Genomic DNA, 20,576 nt, shown 5'->3' on the forward strand with positions numbered 1-20,576 from the left:
ATTGTCCGGTCAACAAGGAGACAGCGCGATGCTTGCCAGAGACATCATGACGACCCCCGTGACGACGATCGACGAGGGACATAACGTCAGGGAAGCAATCGAGATCGTCAACGCCAGCAAGATCGGCGCGGTGCCCGTCGTCGATGGCGAAGGACGGCTCACGGGCATCGTCACCGAGGGAGACCTGCTGCGTCGGGTGGCGTCGTCTTGGGCGAGACGGGCGGTACCGCATACGCGCGACCGCGAAGATGCGCTGGCGGACTATGTGAAGGCTCGAAGCTGGCGCGTCAAGGACGTGATGTCGACACCCGTCGTCAGCGCCGCCCCGACCGCCACCGCCAGCCAGCTCGCCGAACTGCTGCAGGCCCACGACATCAAACACCTCCCCGTCGTCGAGAACGGCAGGCTCGCCGGAATGATCAGCCGCCGCGACTTGATGCGGGCGCTTCTCGATGTTCCTCGGCAGTGCACCGCTTCCGGCGACGAGGCCATCGGGACCGCCGTTCGTTGCCGCCTGGAATCCGAGCTCGAAATAGCCGCCCCCATGGTCAGAGCGACCGTCTCGAACGGGATCGTCACCCTGAAGGGAGAGGTCGAGACGGAGCTGGAACGCGCAGCGGCCAGGGTGGCTGCGGAAAGCGTCCGCGGCGTCGGCGGCGTGGCGAACAAGATCACCCTGGCCTCTGCATGATGAGCTCCCTCAAACGATGAAATCGCCCCCGGAGTTTCCGTCATGTTTGTCAGGATCATCGCCGACGCCGTCATGTCGAGGCTTCTCCTCGTCATCCTGATCCTCATGGTCGGGACGGTTGTGGGCGTCCTGCTGGTAAAGCCATCCGGCGACTCTCGAAGCGGGCGCGTCGAGCGCTCTCTTTCTGACCCGTGACTGGGCTTCGATCTTGGCGAGGCCGTCGAGCGGATGCAGGGGACGTTCGGCAGGCCGGTCTCCACAACTTCATACACCGGAGGAATGGCGGGGCGTGGAAGACGACCGCGTCGTCCGCGCCATCACCAGCGGCGAAAGGATAATGGTCATCGTGTCTTGATCCTTTCCGGCGGCCGGCTCGCACGCACCGCAAAGCTATGAAGGGCCAACGTGCGTATGTGACGTGAACGTGCTAAGATCACAGTGCATAGACCACGGGAGGGGTAGATGCGCCGGGTTCTTCTGTCTCTGATCCTCTTCACGCAATCGGCGTCGATCGCGGCGGCGTCCGGACTTGCCTTTCATACCGCTTCGTTCGGCGGTAGCCGGTCCATCAGCCTCAGTCTGGCCGAAGGCGGGCCTGCCCGCGATCCCGCCTTCGACTTCGACGTCGTCATCACGCTCTCGGAATTCGACGGTGGCGGGTCGGTCCTCTATCGGGACGGAGGAAGGCACAAGGCGAGCGTGCGCTGCATTTCGCCAGCCATGGTGCGGATCAATTCCGCCGACTATGCAATCAACGTGTCGGTGCCGCCGGGAGCGGACTGGAAGCACGACCTCTGGGCAGCGCTCTGCACCGCTCCGGTCTCCTGAGCGGTTGTTGTCGTCATAGTAATGTGTGATCGGCTTTCCATGGACGAGCAACGGAGTTTCTCCATGGAGACTACATTGGAGGTTCTCACGACCAGGAAATCCGGTCGTGAGGTTCACCGGCACTGGCCGGACAAGGTCAAGGCGCAGATCGTTTCGGAGAGCCTTCGGCCAGGCGCGATGGTGAATGAAGTCGCCGAGCGGTACGGCTTGAAGCCGAACCACCTCTCCACCTGGCGGACGATGGCGCGGCAAGGCAAGCTGGTTCTGCCTGCACCCGTACGACCTGCCACGTCAGGGTCAGGATGGAATGACGGCGCTACTCGGGACCGAGAGGTGGCGGCTAGCGCCCCCCGTGGTCCGTCTTCAATCCGTTGAGACCGAAGCGGGAATTGATCGCGGGCGGCGGCGCTTCATCGCTCTGGTTGGCGAACTCCTCGATGATCGGGCAGTCGGGCCGATCGTCGCCATGGCAGTGCTTGACCAGGTGCTTGAGCGTCGCCGTCATGGCATAGATCGCAGCAGCCTTGCGTTCGAGTTCCTCAATGTGTTCGCGGGCGATGCTCTTCACGTCGGCGCTTGCCCTCGACCTGTCCCGCCAGAGGGCCAGCAGGGTCTTCATCTGTTCGACGGAGAAGCCGAGGTCTCGCGCCCTGCGTATGAACCGCAGGGTATGGACGTCGTTCTCGCCGTATGTGCGGTAGCTCGATTCCGTGCGATGCGCCGGCGTGATCAGTTTTATCTGCTCGTAGTAGCGGATCATCTTGGCCGACACGCCGCTGGCCTTTGCTGCCTCTCCGATGTTCATTCCATGCTCCTGTCGATATGGGGCGGTGCCGATGGCGACGCCGCAATTGCTTCAAGGTTCTATGCGGCGAAGGCGCAGGGCGTTGCCGAGGACGAACACGCTGGACATTGCCATCGCGCCGGCGGCGAAGATTGGCGACAGCAGGGTGCCGCTGACCGGATAGAGAAGACCGGCCGCAACGGGCACGAGGCCGGCGTTATAGACGAACGCCCAGAACAGGTTCTGCTTGATGTTTCGGATGGTCGCGCGGCTCAGTCCGACGGCCCTGACGACGGCGGTGAGATCTCCGGACATCAGCACGACGTCGGCGCTCTCGATCGCGACGTCGGTGCCCGTGCCGACGGCAAGTCCCACGTCCGCCTCCGTGAGCGCCGGGGCGTCGTTGATGCCGTCACCGACGAAAGCGACCTTGCCACGCTCGCGCAGCCGTTTGACCGCCTCAACCTTGCCTTCCGGACGCACCTCCGCAATCACTCGGTCGATGCCGAGCTGGGCGGCGATCGCCTCGGCGGTACGGCGGTTGTCTCCGGTGATCATCGCCACTTCGAGACCAAGGGCATGCAGGGATCTGATCGCTTCGGGCGTCGTTTCTTTGACGGGGTCCGACACGGCGACGATCGCAGCAAGACGGCCGTCCACGGCGACATAGAGCGGTGATCTGCCCTTGCTGGAGAGTCCCTCGGCGATCGAGGCGAATCCTTCCACGGAGACGCTCTCGCGGACCAGCGCCCGATCCGCGCCGACGAGCAGCGATCGACCTGCGACGGATCCCTTCACGCCGTAGCCTGGAGACGCTTCGAAGTCCTTCACGGCGGCGAGCACCAGTCCCTCCGCCTCGGCAGCCTTGACGATTGCTTCGGCGATCGGATGCTCCGACAGCGCCTCGATGCTCGCCACCCAGGCGAGGACGTCCTCGCGCAGGTAGCCTTCCGAAACCTGGAAGTCGGTCAGCTCCGGCTTGCCCTTCGTCAGCGTTCCGGTCTTGTCCAGGGCGACGACTCGGGCCTCACGCAGGCTTTGCAGCGCCTCGCCCTTGCGGAACAGAATCCCGAGCTCGGCCGCGCGGCCGGTCCCGACCATGATCGACGTCGGCGTCGCGAGACCCATCGCGCACGGACAGGCGATGATCAGGACGGCGACAGCGTTGACCAGCGCAAAGCTTAGCGCCGGAGACGGGCCGAGGATCATCCATGCGCCGAACGTCACCAGTGCGGCGAGGATGACGGCGGGGACGAACCAGCCTGTCACCTTGTCCACCAGAGCCTGGATCGGCAGCTTGGATCCTTGCGCGGCCTCGACCATCCGGACGATCTGGGCGAGCACGGTGTCGGCCCCGACCTTCGTCGCGCGGAACGTGAACGACCCCGTCTTGTTGATCGTGCCGCCGACCACCTCGCTTCCAACGGACTTGGAGACCGGAACCGGCTCGCCGGTGATCATGGCCTCGTCGACGTAGGACGCCCCGGACACCACCGTGCCGTCCACCGGAACCTTCTCGCCTGGACGAATGCGGATCACGTCGCCGACCAGGACGTCTTCGATCCCGATCTCCAGGAACGTCCCGGATCGCTCCACGAAGGCGGTCTTCGCCTTCAGGCCGAGCAGGCGCGTGATGGCCTGGCTCGTCTTTCCCTTCGCGCGGGCCTCGAGGTAGCGGCCGAGCAGTATCAGGGTCACGATGACGGCCGCGGCCTCGTAGTAGACGTTCACGGTTCCTGCGGGCAGGGCGGCGGGAAGAAATGTCGCGACCACGGAGTACGCCCATGCCGCCGAAGTTCCAAGCACGACGAGCGAGTTCATGTCGGGCGCCAGCCGCAGCAGATTGGGCACGCCCCTCCGGAAAAAGGCAAGACCAGGCCCGAACAGAACGACAGTCGCCAGCGCGAACTGCAGGTAGAGGCTCTGCCGCATGCCGACGGTGTTCATGACGAACTCGTGGACACCCGGTATGACGTGGGAGCCCATTTCGATCAGGAACAGCGGCAGGGTGAGACTTGCGGAAATGCCGAGGCGGAGCGCCAGTGATCGAATCTCGGTGTCGCGGCGGTCGTCGGCTGCGTCCTTTTCCGGCCGACTTCCGGATTTCGGCTCGTATCCGGCCGCGTGGACGGCGTCTTCCAATGCGCGCAGCGACACCGCACCTGCCGCGAAGCGAATCGTGGCCTTCTCGGTCGCCAGGTTGACGGATGCGTCGACCACACCAGGCACCGCTTTCAGAGCACGCTCGACGCGGGAGACGCACGAGGCGCAGGTCATGCCCTCGACAAACATCTCCAGCGTTTCGATCCTGGCCTCGTAGCCTGCGCCTTCGATGGCTTGGAGGACGGCGGTCGCGTCCACGCTGTCCTTGAACGTCACGGCCGCACGCTCGGTCGCGAGGTTCACCGACGCGGTGTCGACGCTGGGGACGGCCTTGATCGCCCGTTCGACCCTGGCGACGCACGACGCGCACGACATGCCCTCGATTTCGAACTCGGTGGGAATTGGTATTGCGGTCGAGTTTTCAATCTTCGATATGGCAGTCATGGGTCGATCCCTTGTTGAACTGCACACATAGGTAATCCTTCCCATGATGGGAAGGTCAAGGGCTCGTGTTGACAAACAGCTTCACGGCTTGCTTGAGAAGCGAACGCAAGCGAGAATGCGGCGTTGCTAATCTTCGGGCGATGGAGAGCGATGTGAGGCAGCGAGAGGATTTAGCGACCGCACCGGCTACCGTTGCGTTCATAGATATCGCGGGATTCAGCGCGATTGCGGACGTTTATGGAGACGCAGCCGCGCTTGACGTGCTTGAGGTATTCGAGAGCATGGTCCGCGACGCTCTCAGCGGCTATGAGCCGCCGATCAAATGGATTGGCGACGAGGCAATGCTATCGTTTCCTGAACCGGGTACGGCGATCCAGGTACTCGGACCGCTGCTGCAGGCCTGCCGTAAGGAGCCGCGACTGCCGCTCACTCGGACCGGGCTGAACCACGGGCCGGTCGTCCGCAGAGCAGGCGATCTCTTTGGATCGACGGTCAATATTGCATCACGAATCGCCGCGCTCGCAGCACCCGGCCAGTTGCTCGCCACCCGGCCCGTTGCCGAGGCGGCCGTCGCCAGAGGCATCCTGGTGCGGGACCTCGGAACGGTGGCGCTTAGGTCGGTAGCAGGGGAAGTCCCTCTCTATGAGATCGAGCTTGCTCCGTCTGCGGACCCCGCCTGGATCGATCCGGTGTGCAAGATGCATGCGCCGTACTCATCCTACAGGCGGGCCGCCCCCGAAGGGCCGTGGTTTTGCTCGCCGCAGTGTGAAGAAGCGTATCGACGGTCGCCTCAGACCTATGAGGTTCCGCGCTGACGGTTTGAAACCTCGGCGCGGAACACTTGCTAAATCTGGTGCTCAGTTCCGAAATCAAACTTGTTGGAAACTGGACGGATAGCCCGCCTTCTCAATGGCAGTTTTGATCGCGGCGGGATCGATCCTCGTTTCAACCTTGGCGGTCCTGGCCGCAAGATCGATGCTGGCGGAGGCTTCCGGATCGGCAGTCTTGATCGCCTTCTCCACGGTGCTTGCGCAATGGCCGCAGGTCATGTTCTGAATTTCGAATTCGTACATCGTGGTCTCCAAATGGTTTGACCGCCCCCATGTAGGGCTTCCAACCGTGGGAGGGTCAAGACCGATCACGCAAAGAAACGCGTCGTTTCGAAAGCTCCCGATACAGGGCTTCCGGCGAGACGCCGATATCGTCGGCCAGCGCCTTCCATTCTCCTTTCGACGGCAGCCCGCCGTCGTTCCATGCGAGCCAGGATTCAAGACGAGCGGCGACGGTCTTCAGGCTGCCGATCTCCGCTCGCTTCCTCGTCTGCTGTAGCTGGCTGGAAAGGTAGCACGCCCAGCCTTCGGCGAAGTCCGAATTGCTGTGCAGGACGCGTCTGATCAATTTGACCGGTACCGCGGTCACGTTCACGTCGCTCACGGCAACGCCGTCGCAATGGTAGACGCTCGAGAAGACCGAAGCTTCCGCGAGGATCAGTCCCGGCGACGCCCGCTGCAGCACCGCGACGTTGCCATCCGCCTGATGCCGAACGAGATGAACGACGCCCGCCTCCACGAGATACAGGTTTTCCACGTCGTCGCCTTGGTTGAAGAGGTCCTGGCCGGCGCCGAACGTTTTTCTTCTGGTCGAGAGGCCGCGAATGTAATCAATGAGGGTGTTGGACATGATCTCGATCATGTTCGCTACGACGACGACAAGCAATAGTGCGGTCCCATCCCCAACTGGAACGCGATCGATGAAATTCCTGCTCGTCAGCTTTACATTCGCCGTTCTCTCGACACAGACATTGGCCGAGGGAGCGCATCACGCGACATCCCCATATGCGCAGGAGGCGGCGCGGGATATCAAGTCCTTGTCGGAAACGGACGTCGACGAACTGACCAGAGGGGGCGGGTGGGGCTTTGCCAAGCCGGCGGAGCTCAACGGCTACCCCGGTCCCTCGCATGTGCTTCAGATGAAGGACCGACTAGGCCTGACGGACGATCAGCTCCTGAAGGTGCAGGAGGTTTTCGACCTCATGCAGGCTCGGGCATCGGAAGAGGGAAAGGTCTTCGTCGAGGCCGAGCGGGAACTCGACGCGGCGTTCAGAAGCGGGACCATTACCGAATCCGCCCTTCGCGACCTGGTTGCCACTGCAGAGGCGAGCCGGTCACGGCTGGGACTCATTCACCTTGCGGCGCATATCGAGATGACCCGGCTTCTCGACGCTTGCCAGATCGCCGCCTATGGCAAGCACCGCGGTTACTCGAAATAGACCGTCGGGGACGGCAGCAGGCGAGATAGCCGCCTCGACGCCGCTTCTAGCCACGCAAGAGCGCGTGGAGCACGATGGCTGCGAGGAAGGCGATGACAACGGCCGCCGCGATCACCGCGACCTGGCGGTTGGCCTTTTGGGAGCTCGCGACTGGAAAGTAGCGCCTTCGCGTTGACCGAAAAGGCGAAGTTCACCATTATGACGCCGCCGAAGCAGAGAAGACTCTGCGCAGGAACGAGTCGATGCGCCTACTGATCAACGTCCTTGTCGCGACCATGATGCTGCTGGGTTCGCTTGCCGCGCCCTGCATCGCCGCGCCTGCAGATCACGGCCATGCCGGCCCGGCCGTCGTCAGCGTTCCCGCGACCTCCGACGGACACCATCGCGGTGACGGCCGATCTGTTTCGGGATCGCACTGCCAGCAGGACGGCATCGTCGCACAAGCTCCAGACGTCCGTTGTTCGCAGTCAGATCGCGTCGCGTTTGGCGTCGCCGCGACAGTCGCCTTTGCGGGCGTTCTTGAACCCGTCGAGCAGCGTCCTCCCATCGCTTCCGTCTGAATCCGTTCGTTCGAATCCAGGCCAAAAGGGAAGGGCATGACCTTGCGCATGTCTATGTTTGCAAGCCACGTCAGTAGTTTATCTTCATTGCTGAACAACTTGAATCAAATCGACCGGGTGCGGCAGCAGCTTTGCGGGGTGGCGCTCGCCGTCTTCGCCGTGGTCCTGAGCGGCTGCATTCAATCGCTTGACGATCTCGGCGTGGCTTCGCACGACATACCGCCGAAGCTGCTGGCCGGCATGCAGGCCAAGGGAATGAAGCCGGAGAGTCCCGTCCTCGTCCGCATCTTCAAGATGGAAAGCGAGCTGGAGATCTGGAAGGTCGACGGCAGCGGAAGGTATGCGCTGCTCAAGGTCTATCCGATGTGCCGCTGGTCCGGAAAGCTAGGTCCCAAGACCAAGACCGGCGACCGACAGGCGCCCGAAGGATTCTACCGCGTTTCCATGGGAGGCCTCAATCCGAAATCACAGTTCTATCTTTCCTTCAACCTCGGCTATCCCAACCGCCTGGAAGCGGCCCTTGGCTATTCCGGCGAAGCTCTCATGGTACATGGCGCCTGCTCGTCGTCGGGCTGTTTTGCGCTGACGGATCAGGGCGTAGGTGAAATCTACGCGGTGGTCGAGAAGGCCTTGAAAGGCGGGCAGCAGGCGTTCCAGGTCCAGGCCTACCCGTTCCGCATGACGCCGCAGAACCTGGCGGCACATCGCGGCGATCCGAATGTCGCCTTCTGGAAGAACCTCAAGGAGGGCTACGACATCTTCGATGTTCGCCGTCGCGAACCGAGGGTCGCCGTCTGCGGCAGGAAGTACGTCTTCGACGCCGAATTCAAGGACGGCGACCCCGCCGATCCGCTCGCAGCATGTCCGGAGCGCGTCGATCGATCCGACCCTGCAGTCGCCGCGAAGGCGTCCGCCGACGATCGGAAATACCAGGAGCTGGCCGCAAAAAGATTCACGCCGCTCGCGTACCAGGACGGAGGCATGCATCCGAGCTTCCGTGCGCTCCTTGAAGAAAACGGCGACGTCAAGCTCGCGGAGAAGGTCTCCGTCATCAAGTATCCGATCAGCCGCCCAGTTGCGGCGCTGGCCGATCCGTTCGAAGGAAGCAAGTGACGATCCCGTGGCGGATCGTGACGTTGCCCACGTTCTGTATGGACACGAAAGCGAGGACGCCATGCGAATGATACTAGCGGCGATCGGGATGGCGTTCGCCACTGCGGCCCACGCGCATCATGCGCCGTCGGGCTTCACCTACGAGCCCTATTGCTGCAACGGAGACGGTGACAACGGCGACTGCCAGCGCATCTCATCGAAGACCGTCCATCACCGCGAGGAAGGGTACGAAGTGACACTCCTGCCGGGCGACCACAGGCTGGCGACGCGCAGACACGTCTTTCTGATTCCACAGGCGCAGACCAGGGAGTCGCCGGACGGCTCCTATCACCTCTGCCTGTTTCCCAACGAAGACACGGTACGTTGCTTCTATGCGCCGCCGATGGGCTTCTGAACTAGCGCAGGACGTCGAACCGATGGCCCGGAATGGCGGTTCATGAGCCGCCCGGCCGTGGCCGATGATGTCTGCGCCATCCGTATCGGGTCATGCCGCGCGGCTTGTACACCGACAGCGCCGTCGTCACGAGCAATACGACGAGTCCTCCAGCGGCATGGATGACGAGCGAGCGCCGAAGATCGAGTTGGTCTGAGTTCGACATGATCGATTCAAGTGACGCAACTCCCAGGTAGACTATCCCCTTCACCTGCAGCAGCAAAACGACGACGACGAGAAGGTTCAGCAGGAATTTCACCAGGACCCAGTAATGTCGGAACAAGCCCCATGTAGTTCCCAGCGACTGGACAAGCCCGGAGAGAAACGAGGCCATGACCAGAGGGACGATGACGACGCGCGCGAGTACGTCCGCAGCGACGTAAGTGCTCCGCACCAACCGATCGTCCTGACCGGCAAGTCCGATGATGGCGAGCGCAAGGAAGGCGGCGACCGCCCCGAGCGAGCCGACCGAGGAGACGACATGGACGACGAGAGCGACCTTTCGAATGCCCTGCGGCATGATCATGGCGGGTCGCCTCCGTTCGGCGCCTGGCGTCCCGTGTCGGCAAGCGGGAGGTGACGGCCAGGCCCATGTTGTCCGCCAATACCGGCTACCGTCAGAACGGCTGCCAGCAATATCGCCACCGCAAGGACGACTCCGGAGATCTTCACCCAACGTGGCATGCCGGGGTAGGCGGGTTCGTCAACCATCGTCGTTCGCATCCTGCCGCAGACTTCGCTGTCGCTCGCCTTCAAATCGATTGAAGAAGCTGAACACCATGTCTGATAACAGGGTAGGATGTTCATTCATGTCAATGTCCGATCGGACACGAGCGCCCGATCATGGACAATCGCCTCGATTTGACCGGGAAAAAGCGATGGGAACAGCGAAGCACAGGATCGACCGCCGAGTCGCCCGCACCAGGGCGGCGCTGCATCGGGCTCTGATTTCCCTGATCCTGGAAAAGGGCTACGATCTGATCACGGTCGAGGAGATCTGCCATGCGGCGAACGTCGGACGATCGACGTTCTATCTTCACTACACCGGCAAGGATGACCTTAAACAGCACGGACTTGACGGATTGAGGAGGCAGCTTGCGGAAGCCGCCGCTCGCGCCTGGCGGGGAGGCACGTTCGGCTTCAGCTTGCCGATGTTCGAACATGCCCGCGATCACATCGATCTCTACCGGGCGCTGGCAGGCGGTCGAGGAGGCACCGTAGCGCTCGGCACGATTCGTCAGATACTTTCCGATCTCGTGCGCGATGACCTTGCGGCGAACTCCGGCAAGCATATCTCCGACGCCATACCCCGCGAACTCGTGGTCCAATACGTCGTCGGCGCCTTTATGGCGGCGCTCACCTGGTGGCTGGACGGAGGCGCAACCCTGCCGCCGCATCGCATAGACGCGATGTTTCGTCGCCTGATGTCGGAGGGAGCAATGCAGGCGCGCCCTTGAGGTGCGGGACAGGCGAGGGACAAGCGAATTGCGTGTTCGTGTGGGCGAGGTTACCGCTTACGAAGCTCCTCTATCGTTGGAAGTTGGGCGTGCGTGGGTGCCGGCACGTCCCAATTGCTAGAGATTCTCTTGTCGACCACCAGTCGTTTCCACGCCGGAGCCTGTGTGGCTTTGCCCATCTTCATGTGCAGGCCTGGGTAGGTTTCAGGGGTTCCTTGACGTAGATCAAGGAAGGACGCCTCCGCCAGGCGCATTGTTGGCTTGTCCAGCTTTCTGCATATGCGACCTGGCCGGAGGATCCTTCAATGGCGAACACAAGCTTGCATGTTTCTTCGGTGAAATCCCCGGCGACGCCGGCCCATGTTTCGGTCCCGGTGCTGGGTGCGACGCTCGCCGCCTTCGTCTCCATCTCGTTCCTGCTTTGCATGCTGCTCGGCTTCGCCGGGCCGGAATGGGGTCTTCACAGGCCATGGCTGCAGTTCTATCTCGGGCTCACGGGTTTCGATCTTCGAAGTGTCGCCCTGGGATTCCTTCAAAGCGTCATCTTCGGCGGCTATGCAGGAGCATTGATCGCCGCGATCTTCAACTTCGTCAGCCGCCGCTTCGGCTGAGCAGGGGAGTGGAGCCGTGCACATCGCCGACAGCCGCAGGTCCATATCGGTGAACGCAGTGCTGGCCTTCCTGGTCACGGTCGCGCTTCTGCTTGCGCCTGCGGCGGGCGTGCAGGCGATGCAGTGCCTTGAGCATCCGTCCCACGAACAGTTCGGGCTCCAGCAGTCCGTCTTGCCGGCGATTGACGCCCACGCCTCGGTTCAGGGCCCTCAGACGTCCGACCACATCGGCTGCTGCGCCCTCCAATGCGGCTTCTGCGTCGTCCTCACCCGCACGGAGGGGACGGCAACTCCCGCAGCTACGGCTTCCTTCCTCAATTTCGCATGGGGCGACCAGACCCGCAGTGGCATGACGGTTCCGCCGGCGCTCGGTCCTCCTCGTCGCCCGGTCTGAGGAAGCCGGAGGCCGCCTTGTTTGCGGCATCCGGTCGCTTCGACGGATGTCCTCCCGGACATCCAAGGCCAATGGTTGGCTCTGCCGATCCGAAATAGGACCACTACAATGAAACGCCGTAACTTCCTCAATGGCCTGATGGTCGGCGCAGCCGCGCTCGGCACATCGCTTGCCGTTCCTCCCCTGCGCACCTGGGCTCAGGTCGCCGCCAACACCTCTCCTGCGCCACGCGGCTTGTCCGTCGGCTATCGGACTATCGACGTCATGGGCAGATCTGCCCGAGTTTTCGGCTTGGTTCAACCTGATGGCAGACCGGGCCTTGAGGTGGAGGCTGGAACCGACTTCGACCTCTCGCTATCGAGCGCCATCGACGAGCCGACGCTGATCCATTGGCATGGGCTGACGCCGCCATGGGCGGACGATGGCGTGCCCGGCAATCCGGCAGCGCTTCTCAAGCCGACGGAAACCCGTCGCTACACCTTTCCGGTCGGCGCAGGCGGCACGCACTGGATGCACGCTCATACGCTCCAGGAGCAGAACCTGCTCGCCGCGCCGCTGATCGTCAGGACTGCGGACGAACTCAAGCGTGACGAGCAGGACGTCGTCGTCCTGCTGCACGACTTCTCTTTCAAATCGCCGGAGGAACTGCTGGCGAAGTTGAAGGGGAAAGCCGCGTCCGGCGCCATGCCGATGGACCATAGCGCTATGTCGGGCATCAACGGCATGCAGCATATGATGTCAGGCAACGGCATGGCGGGTATGGCGACGCCGGGAATGCCGGCCATGGACCTCAACGATATCGACTATGACGCCTATCTCGCCAACGACCGCACGTTCGACGATCCGGAGATCGTGACGGTCGAGAAGGGCGGCCGCGTCCGCCTTCGTATCATAAACGGCGCGACGGCGACCGCATTCACCATCGACACCGGCCGCCTTTCCGGAGAGCTGATCGCGGTCGACGGTCAGGGTATCGAACCGGTTTACGGGTCTAACTTCCCGGTCGCCATGGGCCAGCGCGTCGACATTCGTGTGAACCTGCCCATGGAGGGTGGTGCCTTCCCCGTCCTTGCCATTCGCGAAGGGGCCGTCGAGCGCGCAGGTGTGATCCTGGCCACTGCGGGGGCAGACGTCCGCAGGGTTCAGGTCGCGGGCGATGCGAAGGGGCCGGTTCTCGGGCTCTACCTGGAGCAGCGGCTGCGACCCGTCGCCCCCATTGCCACCCGGACGGCGGACCGCCGCTTCAGACTTTCGCTGACGGGCGACATGATCGCCTATAGCTGGGGAATCGACGGTGCGGACGGTGTCGTCGTCAAGCGCGGCGAGCGCGTCGAAGTGGCGATCAGCAACGCGTCGATGATGGCGCATCCGATGCACCTGCACGGGCACCATTTCCAGGTGATTGGCATCAACGGGACACCGGTAGCGGGTGCGGTCAGGGACACCGTCCTGCTGCCGCCGATGACGAACGTCGTCCTGGCCTTCGACGCCGATAATCCCGGTCGCTGGCCGCTCCATTGCCATCATCTCTACCACATGGCGACGGGCATGATGGCCTACGTCACTTACGACGGCATCGGCTGACGTGGTCCCCGGAATGCGAAGCCTTCTCTGTAATTTTTAGAACGAGGTCATTCTCATGAACGACAATCATCCTCCGTCGGCCTGGAGCACCTATACCAGGACCGTCTTCATCGCCTTCGCCGCAATCGCGCTTGTACTTATCACCTACGAGCATCGCGTGCATGTCCTCGGCATCCTGCCGTGGCTCCTCATCCTCGCTTGCCCGCTGATGCATCTGTTCATGCACCACGGGCACGGTGGACATTCCGGCCACGACCATGCCGGCCATGGGACCGGCGCAGCCCTGCCGAAGAAGGAGACCGACGATGTCTGACACCTCCGCCTACGGGCTCTGGAGCCTCGTGATCATCAATTCCGTGGTGTTCATCGTCTTCGCAGCGAGTTTCACCAAGCTCGATACAAAGCGGGATTGGCGTTCGCTCGGCGCCTTCTCAGCTTTCGTCGTCGCCCTCTTCACCGAGATGTACGGCTTTCCGCTGACCATCTATCTCCTGTCCGGTTGGCTCGGGCGACAGTTTCCCGGCATCGATTTCTGGTCGCACGACGCCGGGCACTTGCTGGAGATGATGTTCGGCTGGCGCGTCAATCCGCATGTCGGTCCGTTCCATCTCCTGAGCAACATCCTGATCGTTGGCGGCTTCTGGCTGCTCGCCTTGAGTTGGCACGTTCTCTATGCGGCCCAGCGCGACCACCGCTTGGCGACCACCGGCCCATACGCACGCGTGCGGCACCCGCAGTACGACGCCTTCGTCGTCATCATGTTCGGCTTTCTGCTACAGTGGCCGACCCTCGTGACGCTCGCCATGTTCCCCGTTCTGGTCTGGTTCTACGTGAGGCTGGCAAAGCGGGAGGAGGAGGCCTCGCGCGCCGAGTTCGGAGCTGCATGGGACGCCTATGCCCGAACGGTTCCGAGGTTTCTTCCTAGGTTCGGGCGTGGAACGGACGCCGCGGGAAGCCGGCGCGGAGGAGCGGGTCCATGACTGACCAGAACATCCATCAGGGCCACGCCCATGGCGGCCACCATCATCAGCAAGAGCGGCGGCCGCCGACGCCAATGGCTACCGCCGCTGAAGCTCCGGAAGGCGTCATCTATACCTGCCCGATGCACCCGCAGATCAGGCAGGTCGGCCCCGGCACCTGTCCCATTTGCGGTATGACGCTGGAGCCAGAGGTCACGACCGCGGCGACCGGGCCGAGCGTCGAACTCATCGACATGACGCGACGGTTCTGGATAGGATTGGCCCTGTCGCTCCCCGTCCTCGTTCTGGAGATGGGCGGCCATCTCACCAACCTGCACATGGTGCTCGGTGCGCAGCTCTCGAACTGGATCCAGCTCGCGCTTGCGACGCCCGTGGTTCTGTGGGCCGGATGGCCGTTCTTCGAACGGGCCTGGGCCTCGCTCGTCAACCGAAGCCTCAACATGTTCACGCTGATCGCCATGGGAACGGGCGTCGCCTGGATCTACAGCGTCGTCGCCACCGCGGCGCCCGACATCTTTCCCGCCACCTTCCGCGCCGCCGACGGCTCGGTCGCGATCTACTTCGAGGCGGCCGCGGTCATCACCGTCCTGGTGCTGCTCGGCCAGGTTCTCGAACTCCGTGCGAGGGAGCAGACCGGCGGCGCCATCCGGGCGCTACTCGACCTGGCGCCGAAGAGCGCCCGCCGGATCAAGGACGACGGTTCGGACGAGGACGTCGGGCTGGACGCCGTCGCGGTCGGCGACCGTCTGCGCGTCCGGCCGGGCGAAAAGGTTCCGGTCGACGGGGAATTGCTGGAGGGGCGCAGCTCCGTCGACGAATCCATGATCACCGGCGAATCCATGCCGGTCACCAAGGATGCCGGCGCCAAACTGATCGGCGGCACGATGAACCAGAGCGGGGGCTTCGTCATGCGGGCCGGCAAGGTCGGGCGCGACACGATGCTCTCGCAGATCGTCCGCATGGTCGCCGAGGCCCAGCGTTCGCGCGCTCCGATCCAGCGGCTGGCCGACCAAGTATCGGGCTGGTTCGTCCCGGCGGTAATCCTGATCGCGGTCGCAGCCTTTGTCGCCTGGGGCGTCTGGGGGCCGGACCCGCGCTTCGCCCACGGCCTCGTCGCTGCCGTAGCCGTTCTGATCATAGCGTGCCCTTGCGCGCTCGGCCTGGCGACGCCGATGTCGATCATGGTGGGCGTCGGGCGCGGTGCTCGAATGGGCGTCCTCATCAAGAACGCGGAGGCGCTGGAACGCTTCGAAAGGATCGACACTCTGGTGGTCGATAAGACCGGCACGCTCACGGAAGGGAGGCCGAAGGTAATCGCGTTGAAGGTCGTCCAGGGATTCGACGAAGCGGAGCTCCTGAGGCTGGCCGCCACGCTCGAGCGTGCCAGCGAACACCCCCTTGCCGCGGCCATTGTCGCCGCCGCCAAGGACAGGGGCCTTGCCTTGAGCGAGGCCCGCGAGTTCGACAGTCCGGTCGGCAAGGGCGTTACCGGCACGGTCGACGGTCGGAAGCTGGTCATCGGCAGCCATCGGATCATGGCGGAGGCAGGCGTCGATCTCTCGACCCTGGTCGCCGAGGCGGAGGCTCTGCGCGGCGAAGGAGCGACCGTGATCTACGTCGCCATCGACGGTGAGGTGGGCGGTCTTGTCGCGATCGCCGACCCGATCAAGGCGACGACGCCCGAAGCTCTGCGTTCGCTCAGGAAGGAGAATATCCGCGTCGTCATGCTGACCGGAGACAACAGGACGACGGCGGAGGCGGTGGCACGCCGGCTTGGCATCGACGAGGTCGAGGCGGAGATCCTGCCGGAAGACAAAGGCAAGGTGGTTGCGAGACTTCGAAGCGAAGGCCGCGTCGTTGCGATGGCCGGGGACGGGGTCAACGACGCCCCGGCCCTTGCCGCCGCCGACGTTGGCATCGCCATGGGCACGGGAACAGATGTCGCGATCCAAAGTGCCGGGGTGACCCTGCTGAAGGGAGATCTGCAGGGCATTGCCAGGGCGCGCAAGCTCAGCCATGCCACGATGAGCAACATCCGCCAGAACCTGTTCTTCGCGTTCATCTACAACGCGGCCGGCGTGCCCGTCGCGGCCGGCGTGCTCTATCCGGCCCTGGGGTTACTTCTCTCACCGATCATCGCGGCCGCCGCCATGGCCCTGTCGTCGGTCAGCGTGATCGGCAACTCGTTGCGGCTGCGACGCTCGTCGATCGACTAGGCGGCCCGGCGGTTCTTCCGCCGGATCACGACGTTCCCAAATGCTCGTCCTGCACGAAATACGGCGTGCAGGACGAGCCGAAGAAATAGCTAAAGGAGAGACGACATGAAAATGAAGAGATTGCCACAAATGACACTGCTGGCCGCGCTGGTTGCGTTCGGCGCAGCAGGTTTCGCGCTTGCACAGACGAATGATTCCGACCCGCACCATCCCGCAGACGCGTCGCAGGCAGCCTCGCCGTCCGGAACGAATGGCATGGCTGGGCAGGGCCAGGGAGCGACGCCTGGCGCCGACATGATGCCTGGCGGGATGATGGGGCGGGGTATGATGCAATCGGGCATGATGGGAAGCATGCCGACCATTGGCATGCGAGGGCACATGATGAAGGTCATGGTTGCAATTGCCGACACGGACGGAGACGGCGCGTTGTCCTTCGAGGAGGTGACCGCGATCCACAAGCGGATATTCGACGCGGTCGACGCGAATAAGGACGGCAAGGTCACGCCCGACGAGATGCAGGCGTTCATGCGGCAATAGGTGCTTGGCTATGACAAGGATTGGCGGCAAGTCTTTCGACCGCTGCGAACTCGGTTGTTCTGTCGGTACCTTCCGCCAATCGGCCACGACCTGTCCATCGCCGTTGCCTGGGACGGCAGCGCCACCGCGGCACGTGCCCTTTCCTGCGCCCGCTTGTTCATCGAGCGCGCAACCAAGGTGCAGGTCATCTCGATCACCGACGACAAAGGAAATCGACGAGGCGAACCGCGCGCTCCTGGTCGCCTCGTTGAAACACTCAGGATTCGACGTGGACGACGTATCGATCCAGGCAGGCGGCGAGACCGCGACCGCCGCCATCCAATCGGCCGCGCTGGAACGAAAGGCGGACCTCCTGGTCGCGGGCGGGTTCGGCCATTCGCGGCTTCGTGAATTGATTCTCGGCGGCGTCACTCGGGAACTGCTCGTCAAGGCCGAACTGCCGGTGCTTCTCGCCCATTAGAGGGCGCGAAGGGCGTTCCCAGTGATACGACGCTGTCGTCATGCGCCGGCGCCGTCTCGCGGAGCGTGGCTTGTTCAGCGACAGCGCCGCGGCGAGATCAAGCAGCACAGGCACACGCGCTATTGCCGCTCGCCATCAGCAAGTCTCAGAAGTCGCGGAGGGTCTGTCAGCGTCAACTTCTGACGCCCGCCCTCGACTATGCCCTTGGATTCCCAGGCGCTCAGTATGCGAGAGACCGTATGCAGGGTGGTGCCTGTCATCTCGGCTATGTCCTGGCGCGATATCGGGAAGTCGATGCGTATGCCCTCCTGCACGACCCTTCCAGCCTGTTTTGAAAGGCGAAGTACCGCATGGGCGACCCGCTTCTCGACTTCCTCCGTCGACATCTCACGTATGCGCGTATGGGCCTCCTCGAGGCGCTGCCCGATCGTCTGCATCGCGGTCATTGCCAAACGGGGATTCTGCTCGACGAAGCAGGACCACATCTCGGTCGGCCACCCGATGATGAGGCTTTCAGCCGCAGCCCGCGCCGTGCCGGGGTAGTCGGTGCGTCGGAGGGCCATTGCGAAGCCGAAAAGGTCGCCTGGATGGACCATGCGGACGATGATCTGTTGGCCGTCCTGAGTGACCTGCGTGACCTTCAGCCTCCCATGAATAAGGAGGAAGAAAGACTTCGCATGCCCGCCCTGCTCGAAAACAGCGTCGCCCTGAGCGACCCGGCGCGGCGCCGCATGTTCCAGCATCGAATCCAGGTCCGAATCCGTCATGCGTTCAAACAATGACAGCGACTTCAGGACTGCGCGGTCAACCTTCATTGTTGGCTGTCTCCATCTGCGCCTCGGTTGGCCGGGCGGTCAGTTCGGCCGCGACTTTCCGGGCAAAGTCCGAGACGCTTTCAATCAGCGTCGGGTGGCGGACGAGCCGGAACCCTAGATTGTCCGGGGGCGCGCCCACCGAGCAGCCGCCTCCTTTCGGATTGCGAACGAAACTGCTCATTGGGGCGCGGTGCTTACCGGAGGCAATAAAGATGCCGCAGTCGAGTCTTGAAGGGTTTTCGTTTCCCGCACCTTGATCAAGATCAATTCGCCGGTTGCAAGTCGACGTCCACTCCCAGACGTTGCCGCCGAAGTCGAAAAGGCCAGTCTTGCTGACGCCGAACTCGCCTTTGGGCCGTGGACGCGGATCGACCGACCCGGCCCGTCTTGATTCACGCTCATAATCCGCCAGCCAGCGAACGGCCGGATTTCGCTCATCGTCGGCAACGCCCAGGGCGTCGTCCGGGAACCGGTCGTCGGCCGCGTAGGCGAGTTCGAAGTCCGTGGGAAGTGCCCACGTCTGGCCCGTCCGCTTGGACAGCCACTCCGCGTAGCGCATGGCGTCGTCATAGCTGACGCCGGTAACCGGCATGTCGGGCGTCACCGCGCCTTCCGGTTCGTCGGCCGGGACGCAGGCGCCTTCGTCGACGCATCGCCTGTACTCGCCACGTGTTGTTTGAAACTTCATGATCTGGAGACGTGTGCGGACTTCGACGTCCTTGCGAGGCGCATCGACCGCAAGACCGTTTCGAAAGTATTCGGCCGAGTCGCGATAGGCAAACCTTCGGCCTTCGATGAAGACGGATTGGGGAGCCGGGATGGCGGGGCCTGCATTGTCGAACGGGACGAGCCCCGCCGCGACCACGATCCCCCCGGAAAGGATCGCAAGCAGGGTAAGGGGAATGGCGATCGATATTGCCGAAACTTCGGCTTTCCCGGTCATGGCTTTTATCGCAGGTTGCGCCTCTTTATGAACAGGTGGTGCGCGGATCCTCTCAGCCCCGCGCACCCCCACTTCAGATCATCAGCTATCCGATGGAGCGCTGACCGAAGTCATGAGATCGTTGTCCCATTCGCCAGTGACTTTGAAGTGCGCCGCCGCACCAAGCTCGAAGGCCTCGATGAGGTTGTGGTTCACATACGCGTAGATGCCAGGCTGTGCGAACGTGTAGACCGCGGCACCTGCGGTGCCGCCAGGAATGAACCAGGTCTCCTGGTCGATGTCCGGTGTGTTGTTGAACTTGCCCGTGGCCCATACGTATTCGCCGTGACCGCCAATCAGGTGAGGGCGTGTGTCGCGATTGGCCTGCGAGTGGAGTATCAGCACCGTCTCGCCAACTTTCGCGGTCATCGCGTTGTCGCCCGTCAGAGCGCCGACAGCGCCGTTGAAGACGATGTGCGTCGGGGTCAGGGTCCGCATGACGGCGACCGTGTCCTCGTAGGCCTCGCCGGGACTGTCGTACTTCCTGAACTTGCCGTTCTCGTCCTTCGGAATATAGAAGTCCTGCTCACCGACGTAGTAGGCCTTGTCGTACACCACCGGCTTGCCGTGGCCGTCCGTGAGGCCTTCGCGCGGAAGGACCATGATCGCCCCGTTCATTCCCGACGTGACGTGCCACGGCACCATGCCGGGAGGTGCGCAGTGGTAGACGAAGACGCCGGCTTTGGTGGCCTTGAAGCGAAGCACCGTGCTCTCGCCGGGGTTCACGATCGTCAGCGCGCCGCCGCCCAGCGCGCCGGTTGCGGCGTGGAAGTCGATGTTGTGCTGCATTGTATTCGTGTCGGGGTTGACGAGGGTCAACTCGACGTAGTCGTCCTGATGAACAACCATGAGCGGGCCGGGGACCGATCCGTCGAACGTCATCGCGTTGACTTCGGTGCCGTCCTTGTCCAGCACCATCTTCTGTTCCTTGATGGTGAGGGTGAATTCCTTGATCTTCGGTCCACCCTTGGCCTTCTGGTCGTGGGCGTGGACGAACGGAGGCTTCACGAGATCGACCTTCTCGCGCGGTAGCTTCGAGAGGTCGACCTTCTTCGTGCTCTTCTTGGCGTCGGGCGCCGCGTGCTCGTCGGCGTGGGCCGGAGCGCTTGCAACCAGGATTGGCGTCAGCGCCCCTGCGACGGCAGCGCCCGTCAGCATCGTGCGTCTTGTCATCTGCAGAGTATTAGTCATTTCCCCAATCTCCATTAGTCGAAGAGCGGGCGAACACCGCCCGTTTCAAGAAGGAGAGTAGTAGAATCGGCTTCGAACTCTTTGACTTGCAGCAAACTCGCTGTTTGCTGCATCGCAAAGTGAC

At 63.1% G+C, this 20,576-nt stretch carries 26 protein-coding genes and 1 pseudogene; 18 read left to right on the forward strand and 9 right to left on the reverse strand.

The features are described 5' to 3' along the window. Positions 1-28 precede the first annotated feature (28 nt). The 4 genes from GFM02_RS32475 to GFM02_RS35795 all read left to right on the forward strand — a co-directional run bounded on the left by GFM02_RS32475 (position 29) and on the right by GFM02_RS35795 (position 1,894). Positions 29-691: a CBS domain-containing protein gene (locus tag GFM02_RS32475; protein ID WP_205930562.1), complete on the forward strand. Its 663-nt coding sequence runs from the start codon at positions 29-31 to the stop codon at positions 689-691. A 42-nt stretch (positions 692-733) separates the two neighbouring features. Next, entirely contained in the window at positions 734-886 is a 153-nt protein-coding gene (locus tag GFM02_RS32480; protein WP_168303141.1) for a hypothetical protein, read from the forward strand. Between the two features lie 267 nt (positions 887-1,153). After that, entirely contained in the window at positions 1,154-1,519 is a 366-nt protein-coding gene (locus GFM02_RS32485; RefSeq protein WP_168323973.1) for a hypothetical protein, read from the forward strand. 63 nt (positions 1,520-1,582) lie between these two features. Beyond that, complete coding sequence (locus GFM02_RS35795) at positions 1,583-1,894, forward strand: transposase (protein ID WP_168303139.1); 312 nt, start codon at positions 1,583-1,585, stop codon at positions 1,892-1,894. Here GFM02_RS35795 and cueR read toward each other — a convergent pair. Then, a complete protein-coding gene (cueR, locus tag GFM02_RS32495) occupies positions 1,860-2,324 on the reverse strand; it encodes a Cu(I)-responsive transcriptional regulator (RefSeq protein WP_168303138.1) in 465 nt (154 codons plus the stop codon). The genes GFM02_RS35795 and cueR overlap by 35 nt on opposite strands. A 51-nt stretch (positions 2,325-2,375) precedes the next feature. Further along, positions 2,376-4,850 carry a heavy metal translocating P-type ATPase gene (locus GFM02_RS32500; RefSeq protein ID WP_168323974.1) on the reverse strand — a complete coding sequence of 825 codons (2,475 nt, stop codon included), beginning with the start codon at positions 4,848-4,850 and terminating at the stop codon, positions 2,376-2,378. Between the two features lie 68 nt (positions 4,851-4,918). On the opposite strand from GFM02_RS32500, the gene GFM02_RS32505 reads away from it, so the two are divergent. Next, positions 4,919-5,665, forward strand: coding sequence for an adenylate/guanylate cyclase domain-containing protein (locus tag GFM02_RS32505; RefSeq protein WP_246644674.1), 747 nt, complete (start codon positions 4,919-4,921; stop codon positions 5,663-5,665). Between the two features lie 54 nt (positions 5,666-5,719). On the opposite strand, the gene GFM02_RS32510 is transcribed toward GFM02_RS32505, so the two are convergent. Beyond that, positions 5,720-5,923 (reverse strand): heavy-metal-associated domain-containing protein, encoded by a 204-nt coding sequence (locus GFM02_RS32510; RefSeq protein ID WP_168270946.1) that lies wholly within the window; start codon positions 5,921-5,923, stop codon positions 5,720-5,722. A 55-nt stretch (positions 5,924-5,978) separates the two neighbouring features. Continuing rightward, on the reverse strand, positions 5,979-6,566 hold the full coding sequence (locus GFM02_RS32515) for a Crp/Fnr family transcriptional regulator (protein ID WP_348644006.1): 588 nt from the start codon (positions 6,564-6,566) through the stop codon (positions 5,979-5,981). A 34-nt stretch (positions 6,567-6,600) separates the two neighbouring features. Between GFM02_RS32515 and GFM02_RS32520 the strand changes: the two genes are divergently transcribed. From GFM02_RS32520 to GFM02_RS32535, 4 genes are all read left to right on the forward strand, one after another. Continuing rightward, positions 6,601-7,119 (forward strand): Spy/CpxP family protein refolding chaperone, encoded by a 519-nt coding sequence (locus GFM02_RS32520; RefSeq protein ID WP_246792555.1) that lies wholly within the window; start codon positions 6,601-6,603, stop codon positions 7,117-7,119. A 242-nt stretch (positions 7,120-7,361) separates the two neighbouring features. Further along, the gene (locus GFM02_RS32525; protein WP_168303136.1) at positions 7,362-7,679 is read left to right on the forward strand and encodes a hypothetical protein; all 318 of its coding nucleotides are present in this window, start codon (positions 7,362-7,364) and stop codon (positions 7,677-7,679) included. Between the two features lie 36 nt (positions 7,680-7,715). Then, positions 7,716-8,792 (forward strand): L,D-transpeptidase family protein, encoded by a 1,077-nt coding sequence (locus GFM02_RS32530; RefSeq protein WP_205930563.1) that lies wholly within the window; start codon positions 7,716-7,718, stop codon positions 8,790-8,792. Positions 8,793-8,853: 61 nt separating this feature from the next. Beyond that, a complete protein-coding gene (locus GFM02_RS32535) occupies positions 8,854-9,186 on the forward strand; it encodes a hypothetical protein (protein ID WP_168323975.1) in 333 nt (110 codons plus the stop codon). A gap of 40 nt (positions 9,187-9,226) precedes the next feature. Here the strand turns inward: GFM02_RS32535 and GFM02_RS32540 are convergent, their stop codons facing one another. Then, a complete protein-coding gene (locus GFM02_RS32540; protein WP_168323976.1) occupies positions 9,227-9,751 on the reverse strand; it encodes a hypothetical protein in 525 nt (174 codons plus the stop codon). Next, positions 9,748-9,936 (reverse strand): hypothetical protein, encoded by a 189-nt coding sequence (locus tag GFM02_RS32545; protein WP_168323977.1) that lies wholly within the window; start codon positions 9,934-9,936, stop codon positions 9,748-9,750. The genes GFM02_RS32540 and GFM02_RS32545 overlap by 4 nt, the downstream gene beginning before the upstream one ends. A 167-nt stretch (positions 9,937-10,103) precedes the next feature. Here GFM02_RS32545 and GFM02_RS32550 point away from each other — a divergent pair, with 167 nt between their 5' ends. From GFM02_RS32550 to GFM02_RS32590, 9 genes and pseudogenes are all read left to right on the forward strand, one after another. Beyond that, a complete protein-coding gene (locus GFM02_RS32550; protein WP_168323978.1) occupies positions 10,104-10,682 on the forward strand; it encodes a TetR/AcrR family transcriptional regulator in 579 nt (192 codons plus the stop codon). A 305-nt stretch (positions 10,683-10,987) separates the two neighbouring features. Next, positions 10,988-11,293 carry a hypothetical protein gene (locus tag GFM02_RS32555; protein ID WP_168323979.1) on the forward strand — a complete coding sequence of 102 codons (306 nt, stop codon included), beginning with the start codon at positions 10,988-10,990 and terminating at the stop codon, positions 11,291-11,293. A 49-nt stretch (positions 11,294-11,342) separates the two neighbouring features. Further along, positions 11,343-11,687: a hypothetical protein gene (locus GFM02_RS32560; RefSeq protein ID WP_348644007.1), complete on the forward strand. Its 345-nt coding sequence runs from the start codon at positions 11,343-11,345 to the stop codon at positions 11,685-11,687. A 108-nt stretch (positions 11,688-11,795) separates the two neighbouring features. Continuing rightward, complete coding sequence (locus GFM02_RS32565) at positions 11,796-13,271, forward strand: multicopper oxidase family protein (protein ID WP_168323980.1); 1,476 nt, start codon at positions 11,796-11,798, stop codon at positions 13,269-13,271. 55 nt (positions 13,272-13,326) lie between these two features. Beyond that, the gene (locus tag GFM02_RS32570; protein ID WP_131664358.1) at positions 13,327-13,584 is read left to right on the forward strand and encodes a DUF2933 domain-containing protein; all 258 of its coding nucleotides are present in this window, start codon (positions 13,327-13,329) and stop codon (positions 13,582-13,584) included. Further along, entirely contained in the window at positions 13,577-14,251 is a 675-nt protein-coding gene (locus GFM02_RS32575) for a methyltransferase family protein (RefSeq protein ID WP_168323981.1), read from the forward strand. Before GFM02_RS32570 ends, GFM02_RS32575 begins: the two co-directional genes overlap by 8 nt. After that, the gene (locus tag GFM02_RS32580) at positions 14,248-16,467 is read left to right on the forward strand and encodes a copper-transporting P-type ATPase (RefSeq protein WP_131664356.1); all 2,220 of its coding nucleotides are present in this window, start codon (positions 14,248-14,250) and stop codon (positions 16,465-16,467) included. Before GFM02_RS32575 ends, GFM02_RS32580 begins: the two co-directional genes overlap by 4 nt. 105 nt (positions 16,468-16,572) lie before the next feature. Next, entirely contained in the window at positions 16,573-17,004 is a 432-nt protein-coding gene (locus GFM02_RS32585; protein WP_168323982.1) for an EF-hand domain-containing protein, read from the forward strand. A 93-nt stretch (positions 17,005-17,097) separates the two neighbouring features. After that, a pseudogene (locus GFM02_RS32590) lies at positions 17,098-17,464 on the forward strand (universal stress protein); the annotation flags it as partial. Positions 17,465-17,583: 119 nt separating this feature from the next. Here the strand turns inward: GFM02_RS32590 and GFM02_RS32595 are convergent. The 3 genes from GFM02_RS32595 to nirK form a co-directional block, all read right to left on the reverse strand. Then, positions 17,584-18,279, reverse strand: a complete 696-nt coding sequence (locus GFM02_RS32595) for a Crp/Fnr family transcriptional regulator (protein WP_168323983.1) — start codon at positions 18,277-18,279, stop codon at positions 17,584-17,586. Further along, positions 18,269-19,231: an SUMF1/EgtB/PvdO family nonheme iron enzyme gene (locus tag GFM02_RS32600; protein WP_432444460.1), complete on the reverse strand. Its 963-nt coding sequence runs from the start codon at positions 19,229-19,231 to the stop codon at positions 18,269-18,271. Before GFM02_RS32600 ends, GFM02_RS32595 begins: the two co-directional genes overlap by 11 nt. 72 nt (positions 19,232-19,303) lie before the next feature. Beyond that, positions 19,304-20,452 carry a copper-containing nitrite reductase gene (gene nirK / locus GFM02_RS32605; protein ID WP_168323985.1) on the reverse strand — a complete coding sequence of 383 codons (1,149 nt, stop codon included), beginning with the start codon at positions 20,450-20,452 and terminating at the stop codon, positions 19,304-19,306. Between the last annotated feature and the right edge of the window lie 124 nt (positions 20,453-20,576).

This window comes from Rhizobium leguminosarum bv. viciae (genome assembly GCF_012276115.1).
In the GTDB taxonomy this organism is placed as follows: Bacteria; Pseudomonadota; Alphaproteobacteria; order Rhizobiales; family Rhizobiaceae; genus Rhizobium; species Rhizobium leguminosarum_T.